Raw genomic sequence first — 14,467 nt, 5'->3', positions numbered from 1 at the left:
GGGGGCGACGGCGCGTTCGTCAGTGGGCGAAGTGGCGGGTCCCCGTGAAGTACATCGTGACGCCCGCGGCGTTGGCGGCCTCGATGGATTCCGCGTCGCGCACCGATCCCCCGGGTTGGACGACGGCCCTGATGCCGGCGTCGATGAGGACCTGGAGGCCGTCGGCGAAGGGGAAGAAGGCGTCGGAGGCGGCAACGGCCCCGACGGAGCGCCGTTGCGGCGCGTCGGCGAGGGCGTCCTCGGCGCGCGCGCCGCCGGCGGAGGAGATCTCGGCTGAGGCCCCTCCTGCCGCGTCCCCCGCGGCCCGACCGCCGAGCGTGTTCGCCCGTTCGACGGCGAGGCGGCACGAGTCGACGCGGTTGACCTGCCCCATGCCCACGCCGACGGAGGCGCCGTCCGAGGCGAGGAGGATCGCGTTGGAGCGCACGGCCCGCACGCTCCTCCACGCGAATTCGAGGTCGGCGAGCGTTCGGGGGTCGGCGGCGGGCCCGGCGGCGAGCGTCCAGTTCGCCGGGTCGTCGCCGTCGGCGTCGACGTCGTCGCGCTCGTGGATCAGCAGGCCCCCGCTGATCTGCGTGAACTCGTAGCCGCCTCGGGCGGGCGGTTCGACCTCGAGGACCCGCAGGTTCTTCTTGGTGGATAGGACCGCGAGGGCGCCGTCCTCGTAGCCGGGTGCGAGGACGACCTCGGTGAAGATCGGGACGATCTGCTCGGCCAGTTCGACGCTGACGGGGCGGTTGACGGCGATGACGCCGCCGAAGGCGGATACGGGGTCGCAGGCGTGGGCCTTGCGGTGGGCGTGGGCGACGTCGTCGGCGACGGCGATGCCGCAGGGGTTGGCGTGCTTGATGATTGCGACGCACGGGCGCGCGTGGTCGTAGGCGGCGCGCAGGGCGGCGTCGGCGTCGGCGTAGTTGTTGTAGCTCATCGCTTTGCCGTGGAGCTGCCGGGCGTTGGCGATGCCGGGGAGGGGGCGCTCCGACGCGTCCTCACCCGGATCGTCGGACGCCGTCCGGTAGACGGCGGCGCGCTGATGGGGGTTCTCCCCGTAGCGCAGGGGGGAGATGCGCTCGAAGGCGTCGGCGACGTACGCGGGCATGGGGTCGTCGTCATCGGCGACGAGGAATTCTCCGCTGTCGTCGGCGACGTATCCGAGTTCGGCGAGGAAGGCGGCGTCGGAGGCGTCGAGTCGGGCCTCGCACAGCTCGTCGAGGTCGTCGCGCAGGTCGTCGCGCCCCAGCTCGTCGGCGAACCATCCGGCGACGGCCAGGTCGTAGGCGGCGGTGTGGGCGAAGGCCTGTGCGGCGAGGGCACGGCGCTCGTCGAGGGTGAAGCCCTCTCCCTCGGCGGCCCGGACCGTGTCCTCGTAGCGGTCGGGGGAGGTGATGACGGCGACGGACGGGTGGTTCTTCGCTGCGGCGCGGACCATCGAGGGGCCGCCGATGTCGATCTGCTCGACGCACTCGTCGAATCCGGCGCCCGAGGCGACGGTGTCGGAGAAGGGGTAGAGGTTGCAGACGACGAGGTCGAAGGCGTCGATGCCCAGGCGCGCGATCTGGTCGCGATGGTCGGCCTTGCGCTGGTCGGCGAGGATCCCGGCGTGGATCGCGGGGTGGAGGGTCTTGACGCGCCCTTCGAGGGCCTCGGGGAACCCGGTGATCGCCTCGACGGGGGTGACGGGCAGTCCGGCGTCGGCCAGTCGGGCGGCGGTCGAGCCGGTGGAGACGATCTCGACGCCGGAGTCGACGAGCCCGCGGGCGAGGTCGATGAGGCCGGTCTTGTCGTAGACGGAGATGAGGGCGCGGGTCAGGGGGCGGGCGTCGATTCGGTCGGACATGTGGGCTCCGTTGCGGTGATGGTCATGTCCCGGCGCCCAGGCGGGCGACGCCTTCGTGGGTTGTCGGCCGCTCCCCGGTGGTGATCCACCCTCGCCAGTCGCGTCCATTGACGATGGTAGTGGGCGCCCGGTGCCGCGGATCCGGCGCCGAGTGTGTTCTTCGCCGCGATTCTTCCGGACCGGCGGCCGAGGTCCCGGCGCGTCGCCGTGCTCGACGCCCGCGGTCACGGGGTTCGCGGGGAGCCGGACGTCGACCCGTCGTCGTCCTCGCGCTCCGGCTGCCCGTCATCGGGCTCCGCCGCGTCCCCGGATTCGGGCGCCGACAGGGGGCCGCCCGGGGAGACGAGGGGGACGAGGGCCGTGGTGGCGTCCGCCGCCCGGTCGCGCGTCTTCCCGTCGGCCGGGGAGGACGAAGCCGAGGAGGCTCCTGCGGGGGCGCTGTCGTGCGGAGCGGGCGAGTCGGGTTCTGCGCTCCCGGCATCGAGGCCGCCGCCCCCGCCGGTCGGCGCCTGAGCGCCCGCCTCCGCCTGGCGCCCGGCGTCGGTGTGCGACCCGGTGCCCGAGGGCCCCTCGTCCGCCAGGAGCGTCGGCGTCTCCTCGTCGGAGCTGCCCGCCGACTCCCCCGCCCCGTCGGAACCGCTCCCCCGTCCTGAACGCGTCCCAGCGGCTACGAGCGCGCCCCACCGGCGTCGCGCCGCCGCGACCGTCACGGGGTGGGCGAGGCAGGCGATAACCCCCGCGACGACCCCGATCTCGAGCACGGCGAAGACGACGACGAGTCCCACCCGGGGGCCGAACACCGCGAGGCGCTGGGAGCCGAGCACCATCGTCGCCGAGGACATCCACACGAGGACGACGACGGCGAGGACGCCCGCGGCGACTGCCGCGACTTTTGCCTGGTCGACGGGGGTCTCGCGGTGCCTGCGCGCCGACCACGCCCAACCGACGAGGACGCCGACGATCGCCGGGATCAGGCCGACCCACCATCCGGGGGACGACTGCGGGAGGAACCCGAGGACGGGGAGCGCCGGGAGGGCCCCCGGGTCGGAGGCGAGCGGCGAGTGGAGTGCCCCTTCGCCCGCCCACGCACCGGGACCGGTGATCCAGGCGAGCGACCAGGCGAGGACGGTCGGCAGGAAGAGGATCTGGGCGCCGACGGCCAGCGCGTCGGCGAGCGCGGAATCGGTGAGCAGCAGCTCGTGGATGCCGACGGCCCGCTCCCACCCGGCGACGGCGGCCGCACCCGCGCCGACGACGGCGATGACCAGGGCGGCGAGCGCCTCGACTCCTCCCATGCGCAGGCCCTCGCGCGCCCATCCGGGCAGCGGCAGCCACGCCGGGGGGCGTTCCACGGCGTCGACGACGGCCCACAGGGCGGCCGCCGTCGGGATCGCCAGCGCCCCGGGCAGCGCCTCCCACCAGTGCGCGCGGGAGGCCCCCAGGCCGACGACGAGCAGGGAGGCGACGGCGAACCCGGGGACGGCGAACCACTGGGCGGCCGGCGGGAACGTCGCGCCGGCGCGCATGAACAGCCGCAGGATGCCGATGAGCAGGAGGACGAGGAGCGTGGGGATCGCCCGGTAGGAGACTCCGCCGACGACCACGGGGGCGCCGAGGGACGCGGCCCACAGGTCGGCGCCGGCGCTCAGCGCCCCCTCCCACGTCGTGGACCCCATCCACGGGTTCGAGGCGACCGAGGCGTAGGCCAGGGCTGAGCAGACGAGGACGAACGCCCATCCCCCCAGGGCGGCCTCCACACCGGTGAGCAGGGCGCGGGCCCACCCGTCGGGCATGACGATGCGGATCGTCGGGCGGGATCCGACGTAGGTCGTCGTCGTGCGCCTCGACTCGGCGCGGTCGCGGGGGGTTTCGGTGTTCTCGCTCATCGCCCCCATGTTCCCCCACGGGGTCTGCGGGCACTGCCTGCGGCGCGCCGCCGTCGGGCGGTTCGCCGCAGCGCCGTCACCCGATCGGGGCGGCCCGCGTCGGACGAGGAGGCCCCGGGTCGTCGCGCCGGCCTCGTCGACGAGCCCCGGGGGAGTCCACTCCCCGCGTGCCGGCGTGGCGCCGGGACGCGGATCCCGCAGAGCCCTAGGGCCGTCCGGGCGTCGGAACGACGCCCGGGTCAGGCCCCGAGGACCTCGCGGACCAGGAGGGCCGTGCGCGACGGCGTCCGGCCCACGCGCACGCCCACGGCTTCGAGCGCCTCGGCCTTCGCGGCCGCGGTGCCCGACGACCCGGAGACGATCGCCCCGGCGTGGCCCATCGTCTTGCCCTCGGGAGCGGTGAAGCCGGCGATGTAGGCGACGACGGGCGTCGTCATGTTCTCGGCGATCCACGCCGCCGCCCGCTCCTCCGCGTCGCCGCCGATCTCCCCGATCATGACGACGACGTCGGTCTCGGGGTCGGCCTCGAATGCGGCGAGCGCGTCGATGTGCGTCGTCCCGACGACGGGATCGCCGCCGATGCCCAGGCACGTCGTGAATCCGATGTCGCGCAGTTCGTGCATCAACTGGTAGGTCAGCGTCCCCGACTTCGAGACGAGCCCGATCCTGCCCGGCCCGGTGATGTCGGCGGGCGTGATGCCGACGTTGCACTGACCGGGGGTGATGATCCCCGGGCAGTTCGGGCCGATGAGGCGGGTGCCGCGCGCCAGGGCCCGGTCGACGACGACGGTGGCGTCGGCGACCGGGATGCCCTCGGTGATGACGACGACGGTCTCCACGCCGGCGTCGATGGCCTCCAGGGCGGCGTCCTTGGCGAACGCGGGCGGCACGAAGATGACGGACACGTTGGCGCCCGTGGCCTCGCGGGCCTCGGCGACGCTCGCGTAGACGGGGATCTCGACGCGGCCCTGCCGGGCGAGATCGGCGCCGGGCCCGTAGCCGACGACGTCGAAATCGACGGTGGTCCCGGCTTTGCGGGGGTTGGTGCCGGCGACGACGGCGGTGCCGGAGTCGAGCATCCGCTGCGTGTGGCGGCGGCCCTCGGACCCGGTAATGCCCTGGACGAGGACGCGGGAGTCGGCGTTGATGATGATCGACATGCGGGTCTCCTGAGTCAGTGGGCGGCGAGTTCGGCCGCGGTGCGGGCCGCCTGGTCCATGGTCTCCTCGATGTGGACGAGGCGGTGGGCGGCGGCGGCGAGGATGCGGCGGCCCTCGTCGACGCGATTGCCGTCGAGTCGGACGACGATCGGCTTGGAGGCCGCATCCCCGAGGTTGTCGAGGGCGGCGACGATGCCGCGGGCGACCTCGTCGCAGGCGGTGATGCCGCCGAAGACGTTGACGAAAACGGAGCGGACCTGCTCGTCCCCGAGGATGACGTCCAGGCCACGGGTCATGACGTCGGCGGAGGCTCCGCCGCCGATGTCGAGGAAGTTCGCGGGGGTGACGCCCAGGTCCTCGCCGGCCATGGCGACGACGTCGAGCGTCGACATGACGAGGCCGGCGCCGTTGCCGATGACTCCCACTTGCCCGTCGAGGCGCACGTAGTTGAGTCCGGCGGCGCGGGCCCGGGCTTCCCGCGAGTCCTCGGCGGCCAGGTCGACGTAGGCCTCGTGGTCGGGGTGGCGGAAGCGGGCGTTGTCGTCGAGGCTGACCTTGCCGTCGACGGCCCACACGGATCCGTCGGGGGAGACGACGAGGGGGTTGACCTCGACGAGGGTGGCGTCCTCGTCGCGGTAGACCTCCCACAGCGAGACGAGAACGGGGACGAGGGCGGGGCGCTCGGACGGGGGGAACCCCGCCTCGTCGAGGATGCGGTCGGCGACGTCCTCGTCGATGCCGGTCGTCGGGTCGAGGGGGACGCGGGCGAGGGCCTCGGGGCGCTCCTGGGCGAGGGTCTCGATGTCCATGCCGCCTTCGCGCGAGCACATGGCGAGGTGCCGGCGGTGGGAGCGGTCCAGGAGGATCGAGAAGTAGTACTCGTGGGCGATGTCGGCGCCGACGGCGATGAGGACGGAGTCGACCCTGTGCCCCTTGATGTCGAGGCCGAGGATGTCCTCGGCCCGGGCGGCCGCCTCGTCGGGGGTGCGCGCCAGTTTGACCCCACCGGCCTTGCCCCGGCCGCCGGTCTTGACCTGGGCCTTGACGACGAGGAGGTCGGCGCCGTCGGCCATGAGATGGGCCGCGGCGGCGCGCGCTTGGTCGGGGTTCTGCGCGAGGACGTCGGCGAGAACGGGGACGCCGTGTTCGCGGAACAGAGCGCGGGCCTGGTATTCGTAAAGATCCACCGTCTCTCCTTCGTTGGACGTGTCGGTGATCTCCCCCACCCTAGCGAAGGGCGCGGGCCCGGTCACGCGCTGGGGATGTTTTTCTCAGATCTTCTTCATCGGGGCCATCCGCACGAGCAGACGCTTCTCGACGGCCCCGAAGGCGACGCGGGCGACGGTGCGCGCGCCCTGGCCCTCCAGGCCGACGACGGTGCCGGTACCGAGGGTCGCGTGGGCGACGCGGTCGCCGACGGCCAGGTCGAGCACGGGGGCGTCGGCGGCCCGGTCGGCGGATGCCGCGGGGCGAGCGCCCATGCGGATCGTCGTCCCCAGGCGCGGACTCGCCATCTGCCCGGGTCTGGTGCCGGCCCCGGCGCCGATGACGGCGCCGGCGTCCTCGTCCCCCCACGGGTCGGTGCGTCGACGGCTCCCGACGGAGCCGCCTCGCCCGCCCCAGCCGGGCGTCCCGGCGCGCAGGCGCTCGCCGCTGGTGGAGGCCCGGCGCACGTCGAGGATCTCGGGGGGGATGTCGTCGAGGAACCGCGACGGCGGCATCTCCTGGGGGGTGCCCCAGGCGGAGCGGACGGCGGCGCGCGTCAGGTAGAGGCGCTCGCGCGCGCGGGTGATGGCGACGTAGGCGAGTCGGCGCTCCTCTTCGATGTCGGACTGCTCGCCGAGGGACCGCTGGTGGGGGAAGGTCCCGTCCTCCATGCCGGTGACGAAGACCGTGGGGAACTCCAGGCCCTTGGCGGTGTGGACGGTCATCAGGGTGACGTGTCCGCTGCGCTGCTCCTCGGCGGGGACCTGGTCGGAGTCGGCGACGAGGGCGACGCGCTCGAGGAAGTCGGCGAGGGAGCCCCCCGGCGAGGAGAGGGCGAAGTCCTGGGCGACGGAGTGGAGTTCGGCGAGGTTCTCGACGCGGGAGTCGTCCTGGGGATCCTCGGAGCGGCGCAGCTCGGACAGGTAGCCGGTGCGGTCGAGGACTTCTTCGAGGATGTCGCCGATCCCCGCGCCGGCGTCATGGGCGGTCCGCATGGTTTCGATGAGTCCCCAGAACCCGGCGGCGGAGGCGGCGGCCCGGGGGGTGAGGCCGAGGACATCGGGGACCGGCTCCTCGGCGCCCGCATCGGCCGAGGGCGCGTCGGCGGTCGGCTGCGCGCCGGGCTCGGGGATCCGCCCCCCGCGGGGTCGGGGAGCCGAACCCTGGCCGTCCTGCTCCGTCGGCGCCATCGCCGGGGGCGCGCCGTCCCCGGGGGCCCGGTCGGAGTCGTCCGCGGTCCGGGCGCCCAGGGCGGCGGGGTCGAGGCCCTCGGCTTCACCGGCGGGGCGCCCGCGAGAGATCCACAGGTGGCGCAGGGCCTGCCCGAAGGACACGCCGTGGCGGCTCGCGTGGGCGGCGAGCGCCTCCTGGGCCTTGTCCCCGAGCCCCCGCTTGGGGACGTTGAGGACGCGGCGCACGGCGACGGTGTCGTCGGGGTTGGAGATCACCTGGAGGTAGGCCAGGGCGTCCTTGATCTCGCGGCGCTCGTAGAAGCGAGTGCCGCCGACGACGCGATAGGGGATGCCCTGGCGGACGAGGAGCTCTTCGAGGGCGCGGGACTGGGCGTTGGTCCGGTAGAAGACGGCGACGTCGCCCCATGCGGAGCCGTCGTCGTGGAGGCGGTCGATCTGGGAGACGACGAAACGGGCCTCGTCGTACTCGGAGTCGGAGGCGTCCACGACGATCTTCGCGCCGTCTCCGGAGGCGGTCCACAGGTTCTTGGGCCGGCGCCCCTCGTTGCGGGAGATCACGGCGTTGGCGGCGGACAGGATGTTCTGCGTCGACCGGTAGTTCTGCTCCAGGAGGATCGTCGTCGCCCCGGGGAAGTCGCGCTCGAACTCCTCGATGTTGCGGATCGTCGCACCCCGGAACGCGTAGATCGACTGGTCGGAGTCGCCGACGACGGTGAGCTCCGCGGGCGCCACGGCGTCGGACCCGTCGCCGACGAGGGCCCGCACGAGCATGTACTGGGCGTGGTTGGTGTCCTGGTACTCGTCGACGAGGACGTGACGGAACCTGCGGTGGTAGTGCTCGGCGATGGCGGGGGCCGAGGCGAGGAGCTCGTAGGTGCGCATGATGAGGTCGTCGAAGTCGAGGGCGTTCGACTCGCGCATCCTCTTGTCGTATTCGAGGTAGGTCCGCGAGACGATCCTCGACACGGGGTCGTTCGCGGCGGTGTCGGCGTAGCGGGCGGGGCCGATGAGCTCGTTCTTCAGGTCGGAGATGCGCGCGGCGATCATCCGGGGGGCGAAGCGCTTGATATCGACGTCGTCGCCCTTGAGGATCATCTGGATGAGGCGCTGGGAGTCCTGGGCGTCGTAGATCGTGAAGCTCGACGACAACCCGGCGGCGGCGTGCTCGGCCCTCAGGAGGCGCACGCACGCCGAGTGGAAGGTGGAGACCCACATCCTGCGGGCCTGGGGGCCGACGAGGCCCGCGGCGCGCTCGCGCATCTCGGCGGCGGCCTTGTTCGTGAAGGTGATGGCGAGGATCTGCCCGGCGCTGGCCCTGCCGGTGGCGAGCAGGTGGGCGATCCGGTGGGTGAGGGCGCGGGTCTTCCCCGATCCGGCGCCGGCCATGATGAGCAGGGGCGAGCCCTCGTGGACGACGGCGGCGCGCTGGCGGTCGTTGAGGCCGCTGAGGAGGGCGTCGGGGTCGAGGGAGGGGGCGGGGGCCTCCCATTCGCCGGCCCCTGGCCACGGCGCGGTCGGCGCCGTGGCGCGACCGTCGGCTCCTCCGGGCACGGCGACGGCGGGCCAGCCGCCGGCCTCGGGCAGATGGTCGGCGGCGGCCTCGTCGAGGTCGTAGGCGGGCAGTTCGGGCGGCACGTAGCCGTCCTCGTCCCACACGGGCAGATCCGAGGGGCCGAGGTCGGGCAGGGCGGTGAAGTCTGTCATGGCCCATTCACTCTAGGGCACCCCTAGGGCGTCTGCGTCCGACGCCCCGGCGCGCGGCTACCCCACCGGACCCCGCTCAGGAGGAGCTCACTTCTTGCGGTACAGGGACTTCGTGGCGTACACCGGCTCGTTCGTCACCTGCACCCCCAGGGACCGGAAGATCCCCTCGTCCACGGTCCCCAGGATCGTCGACGTGTGGACGTCGCACCCGCGCAGCGCCTCCAATTGGTCGAGGGCGCGCCGGGCGTTGTCGTCCCCGTTGGCCGACACCGCCAGGGCGATGAGCACCTCGTCGGTGTGCAGACGGGGGTTGCGCGACCCCAAGTGTTCGGTTTTGAGCCGCTGGATCGGCTCGATCGACTCCGGGGCGAGCAGGTCGACGGCGTCGTCGATCCCGGCGAGCGCCTTGAGGGCGTTGAGGAGCATCGCCGAGGAGCAGCCGAGCAGCGCCGACGTCTTGCCGGTGACGATCGTGCCGTCGGGCAGCTCGATCGCCGCTGCCGGGGCCTTCGTCGCCCGCGCGACCCTCAGCGCCGGAGCGACGACGGGCCGATCCTCCTTCTCCACGCCGAGCCGGGCCATGAGCAGGGCGATCCGCTCGGACTGGACGGGCTCGCCCATCTCCTTCTTCTCGGTGACGAGGGCCCTGTAGTAGCGGCGGATGACCTCCTGCTTCGACGCCTCGCGGCACGCCTCGTCGTCGCAGATCGACCGGCCCGCCATGTTGACCCCCATGTCGGTCGGCGACCGGTAGGGGGACGTTCCGAGGATCTGCTCGAAGAGGCGGTTGAGGACCGGGAACACCTCGACGTCGCGGTTGTAGTTGATCGTCTGCTCGCCGTAGGCGGCCAGGTGGAAGGGATCGATCATGTTGACGTCGTCGAGGTCGGCGGTGGCCGCCTCGTACGCGATGTTCACCGGGTGGTCCAGGGGGATGTTCCAGATGGGGAACGTCTCCCACTTGGCGTAGCCCGAGGAGATGCCGCGACGGTGGTCGTGGTAGAGCTGAGACAGGCAGGTCGCCATCTTGCCGGATCCTGGGCCGGGCGCGGTGACGACGACGAGGTCGCGCTCGGTCTCGATGTACTCGTTCCTCCCGTAGCCCTGCTCGGAGACGATGCGGGCGACGTCGTTCGGGTAGCCGGGGATGATGAAGTGGCGGTAGACGCGGATGCCGAGCTTTTCGAGCTTGCGGCGCACGGCCTTGGCCTCCCGGTTGTCATCGGTCCATTGGGTGATGACGACCGATCCGACGTACAGCCCGTAGTCGCGGAACGCGTCGATATGGCGCAGGACCTCGTCCTCGTAGGAGGTGCCCAGGTCCGCGCGGACCTTCCTGCGGGAGAAGTCCTTGGCGTTGACCGCGACGATGATCTCGACGTCGTCGGCCAGTTCCTTGAGCATGACGATTTTGTTGTCGGGGGTGAAGCCGGGAAGCACGCGGGAGGCGTGCATGTCGTCGACGAGCTTGCCGCCGAACTCCAGGTAGAGCTTGCCGCCGAATTGGGCGCGGCGCTGAGCGATGTGCTCAGACTGGAGCGTGATGTACAGGTCGCGATCGAATCCGATACGGCGCATGCGTTCCTCTCGAAGCAGTGCCCCAGAGCGCGGTCCGGGGACGAGTCCAACGCAGAATCAGCCTACTCATGTCGACGCTTCTTCCGGGCGCCGTCGAGCGTCTACCTCGCCACACGCGGACCCGCCGCTCCGGCCGACGGCGTCAGACGATGTGCCGCTGGACCGCCCACCTCGTCAGCTCGTTCCGGTTGGACAACTGGAGCTTGCGCAGCACCGAGGAGACGTGCGTCTCGACCGTCTTGATCGAGATGAACAGCTCGGACGCGACCTCCTTGTACGTGTACCCGCGGGCGATCAGGCGCATGACCTCCTGCTCGCGGGCGCTGAGCAGGTCGAGCTCGTCGTCGGCCGCGGACACCTCACCGGTGCCGAAGGCGTCGAGGACGAAGCCGGCCAGGCGCGGGGAGAACGCGGCGTCCCCTCCGGCGACGCGGGCGATGGCCTCGACGAGGTCGGCGGTGGAGATCGACTTGGTGACGTAGCCCCGGGCGCCGGCGCGGATCACCTGGACGACGTCCTCGGGCGCGTCGGACACGGACAGGGCGAGGAAGCGCAGTCCCTCGATGTCCTGGCAGGAGGCGGCGACCTCGGCGCCTCCGCCGCCGTTGCCGCCGGGCAGGTGGACGTCGAGGAGGGCGACGTCGGGACGCAGTTCCCGGCATGCGGCGATCGCGCCCTCGACGTCGGCGGCTTCGCCGAGGACGACGAGGTCGGCGCCGGAGGACTCGAGTTCGGCGCGGACGCCGGAGCGGACCATCGGGTGGTCGTCGATGACGACGAGGCGTATGGGCATGTGCTTCTCCCTTGTCATGTCAGGATCGGTGTGGGGATGTCGAGGGGGGTGCGCGGCAGCCGCAGGCCGATCTCGGTGCCCGAGGCCCTGACGCGCACCGACGCCGTCCCGCCGACGCGCTCCATGCGGCCGAAGATCGAGTCGCGCACGCCGTGGCGATCGTCGGGGACGGCGGCCAGGTCGAACCCGGGGCCGGCGTCCTTGATGAACGCCTCGATGACGTCGGGGCGCACTTCGAGGAACACGGAGACGGGCGGCGCCCCGTGGCGCACCGCGTTCGCCACGGCCTCGCCGAGGGCTGCCACGAGGGCGAGCTCGGCCGGGCCGGGGACGGTGTCGCCGACGGTGACGACCTCGACGGGGACCCCGTAGCGGCTCTCGACCTGGCCGGCGGCCTCGGACACGGCCTGGCCCAGCGACGCGGCGGGCTCCTCGCGCCCCGTGTAGAGCCACGAGCGCAATTCGCGCTCCTCCGTCAGGGCGAGGGACCGGACGCGGACCGGGTCGTCGGCGCTGGCCCGGATCAGCGTGAGGGACTGGAGGACGGAGTCGTGCAGGTGGGCGGCGATGTCGGCGCGCTCGGCATCGCGGACCTGCTGCTCCTGGGAGGCGGACAGATCCTTGTTCGTCCGCAACCACAGGGGGGTCAGGGCGAAGAGGACCCCGGCGATGACCACGGCGCCAATGAGCCCTCCGCGCAGGAGGATCAGCGGGGGGTCGTTGCGTCCGACGACGGCCACGAGGCCGATGATGAGCATGAGGACGCCGACGCTGACGATCCCCAGGAATGAGGGGGTCCGCGCCAGTGCCAGGCGCCCCCCCTGGCTCCACACGAGGCCGATGCCGATGACGATGAGCGCAGTGGAGAGGATGTCGCGCAGATCGACGACTCCGGAACTGGCCAGGATCAGCGCCATCGTCGACAGGACGACCATGAGGGTCCCCGCCATGAGGAGTTGGCTGCGCGAGGTCGCGCGCGAACGATCGGTTCCCAGGGCCGACAGCCGGGCGCCGATGCCACGGGCCCGGGCCGCCGAGCCCGGGTCGCCATCCTTGGGGACCATGACCCACAGCCACAGGTAGAGGACGACCGACACGCCCAGCGCCGGCGCGAGGACCGCCATGACCATGCGGACCGCGCCCACGCTCATACCGGTGTGGACGGCCAAGCCCGAGCACACCCCCGCCATCCACGGGGTCGGCATCGAGCCGGACTCGCCGGTGGCGCGCCGCAGCGGCGGGCGCAGGAGGGACGGCACCGGCGGAATCCAGGGGCGCCCGGGCGCGGTGGGAGCGCCCGCGGGGGGGCGCGGTCCTGGAATCGTCGTCACACGCCGTATTCTCGCATCAACGAGGGACCGGGATCCGTCCGGACACGGGGAATCAGGGACCGTTCAGGGCTTCACCCAATGACGCCGACCCGCACTCGTGGGAGACAGTTATCCCATGATCCTACAACACCAGGAGGCGATCTCATGATGCCGACCCCACCGCCCGGAGGCCCCCGCCCGCCCGGCCCCGGCCCCCAACAGCCCCCGCGTTCGGGCGGCGATCGACGGTTCTTCGAGTCGATCCGCTGGTCCGGATGGTTCCGGGCCGAACCGAGGATCATCGGCGGCGTCTGCTCGGGCATCGCCGCCCGCTGGGGATGGGATCCTCTGCTCGTCCGCGGGATCACCGCGATCGCCATGTTCTTCGCCCCGTTCCTCCTCGCCGTCTACGGCGCCGCGTGGCTGCTCCTGCCCGAGCAGCGAGACGGGAGGATCCACCTCGACGAACTCGTCTCCGGACGCTTCGACATCGCCGTCCTCGGCGGATTCGCCGCGATCCTCCTCGGGATGGGAGGCGAATTCCCCGTGTCGTTCGTCCTCGGCTCTCGCAGGGGGGTGATCTGGGGACTGCTGTGCGCCCTCATCGGAATCGTTGTGTTCATCGTCCTCATCGGATCGGCGAAGCCGACACCGGGAGGCCGGCCCCCGGCAGGCACGCCTCATCCCCCCGCGCATCCGGGAGGGCCTACTCCGGGTGGTCCCGGGGCTCACGACCCGGCCTCCGCGCCCTCCTCGTTCCCGCCGCCGCAGAACTCCCCGTGGCAGGCGCCGCGCGCGCCTTTCTCCGCGCCTCAGGGCGCGCCGTCCCCGACGTGGCAAGCAGGCGCCCACGGCGGACCCGCACCCTACGCCGCACCACGGTCGACGCCTCCCTGGCCCCCGAACCCGGCGCCGACCGTGGCCCCCGTGTGGACCCCTCCCCCCGTGCCCCGTCCGCGGACGGTCGGCCTGCGTGCGAACCTCATCGTCAGCGGCCTCGTGTTCTTGACGATGGCGGCGACCTTCTACGCGATGTACGACTGGGTTCTCGCCCAGAACGACGGCTACGCGACCAGGATCGGATTGATCGGGGCGGGCGCGTGCCTGCTGATCGTCGGCATCGCCCTTGCCGTCGCCTCACTGCGCGACCGAGCCGCCGCCTGGATCGTCTCGATGACGATCATCGGGATGCTCCTCGCCGCGCCCGTCGCCCTCATCGGGGCGGCCTGGCAGGAGGAGGAGTACGAGACGCCGTCCGCGCTCCTGCTCCCCACTCCCAGGGTCTTCACCTGGGAGGACTCGGTGATCGACGGCATCAACGCTTCCGGGTCGGCGGTCCTCGACCTGTCGCAGGCCCCCGTCGGCACCTCCTCGACGATCCGCGTCACCTCGGAGGTGTGGAGCCTCCTCGACATCACAGCCCGCTCCGACCAGCAGGTGCGGATCCTGTGCGAGGGCGAGCTGATGTCCGCGAAGGGCTCCTACCTCGACCCGGCCCGGACCCCGGACTGGCTCTCCGGCCTCAAGGACTGCGCTCTGAGCGCGGACGACGACCGCGGGACGATCACCGCGCAGACTCGCGGATGGCAGGCCGGGCGCGGCTTCACCATCGTCATCGACTCCGACGCCCTCATCGACGAGCTCGCCTTCACCGAGACCTCGCCTCTGGACAGGTTCGAGACGCCGTCCGACCCGCAGGGCCAATCGGACGCCTCCCCCTCCGCCACTCCCCCGGCCACCGCACCGCAGTCGGACGCGCAATCCTCAGCCATCGCCCCGTCACCGGCGGGCCAGCAGTAA

At 72.4% G+C, this 14,467-nt stretch carries 9 protein-coding genes and 1 riboswitch; of the genes, 1 reads left to right on the top strand and 8 read right to left on the bottom strand.

What is annotated here, in order from left to right:
* Positions 1–19: 19 nt before the first annotated feature.
* The 8 genes from purH to M3T53_RS08320 all read right to left on the bottom strand — a co-directional run bounded on the left by purH (position 20) and on the right by M3T53_RS08320 (position 12,562).
* On the bottom strand, positions 20–1,837 hold the full coding sequence (gene purH / locus M3T53_RS08355; protein WP_272434062.1) for a bifunctional phosphoribosylaminoimidazolecarboxamide formyltransferase/IMP cyclohydrolase: 1,818 nt from the start codon (positions 1,835–1,837) through the stop codon (positions 20–22).
* A gap of 27 nt (positions 1,838–1,864) precedes the next feature.
* A riboswitch (ZMP/ZTP riboswitch) is annotated at positions 1,865–1,949 on the bottom strand.
* A gap of 112 nt (positions 1,950–2,061) precedes the next feature.
* Positions 2,062–3,723: a cell division protein PerM gene (locus M3T53_RS08350; protein WP_272434061.1), complete on the bottom strand. Its 1,662-nt coding sequence runs from the start codon at positions 3,721–3,723 to the stop codon at positions 2,062–2,064.
* Positions 3,724–3,962: 239 nt separating this feature from the next.
* Entirely contained in the window at positions 3,963–4,883 is a 921-nt protein-coding gene (sucD, locus tag M3T53_RS08345; protein ID WP_272434060.1) for a succinate--CoA ligase subunit alpha, read from the bottom strand.
* 14 nt (positions 4,884–4,897) lie between these two features.
* Positions 4,898–6,070, bottom strand: a complete 1,173-nt coding sequence (gene sucC, locus M3T53_RS08340; protein WP_272434059.1) for an ADP-forming succinate--CoA ligase subunit beta — start codon at positions 6,068–6,070, stop codon at positions 4,898–4,900.
* 84 nt (positions 6,071–6,154) lie between these two features.
* Positions 6,155–8,986 carry a UvrD-helicase domain-containing protein gene (locus tag M3T53_RS08335; protein WP_272434058.1) on the bottom strand — a complete coding sequence of 944 codons (2,832 nt, stop codon included), beginning with the start codon at positions 8,984–8,986 and terminating at the stop codon, positions 6,155–6,157.
* A gap of 87 nt (positions 8,987–9,073) precedes the next feature.
* A complete protein-coding gene (locus tag M3T53_RS08330) occupies positions 9,074–10,564 on the bottom strand; it encodes a DUF1846 domain-containing protein (RefSeq protein WP_272434057.1) in 1,491 nt (496 codons plus the stop codon).
* Between the two features lie 142 nt (positions 10,565–10,706).
* Positions 10,707–11,357 (bottom strand): LuxR C-terminal-related transcriptional regulator, encoded by a 651-nt coding sequence (locus M3T53_RS08325; RefSeq protein WP_272434056.1) that lies wholly within the window; start codon positions 11,355–11,357, stop codon positions 10,707–10,709.
* Positions 11,358–11,371: 14 nt separating this feature from the next.
* Positions 11,372–12,562, bottom strand: a complete 1,191-nt coding sequence (locus M3T53_RS08320) for an ATP-binding protein (RefSeq protein ID WP_272434236.1) — start codon at positions 12,560–12,562, stop codon at positions 11,372–11,374.
* A gap of 270 nt (positions 12,563–12,832) precedes the next feature.
* On the opposite strand from M3T53_RS08320, the gene M3T53_RS08315 reads away from it, so the two are divergent.
* Positions 12,833–14,467 (top strand): PspC domain-containing protein, encoded by a 1,635-nt coding sequence (locus tag M3T53_RS08315; protein WP_272434055.1) that lies wholly within the window; start codon positions 12,833–12,835, stop codon positions 14,465–14,467.

Origin of the sequence: Actinomyces sp. B33 (assembly GCF_028437565.1) — a bacterium.
Lineage (GTDB): Bacteria > Actinomycetota > Actinomycetes > Actinomycetales > Actinomycetaceae > Pauljensenia.
This window is presented reverse-complemented; position numbering and strand designations above follow the sequence as displayed.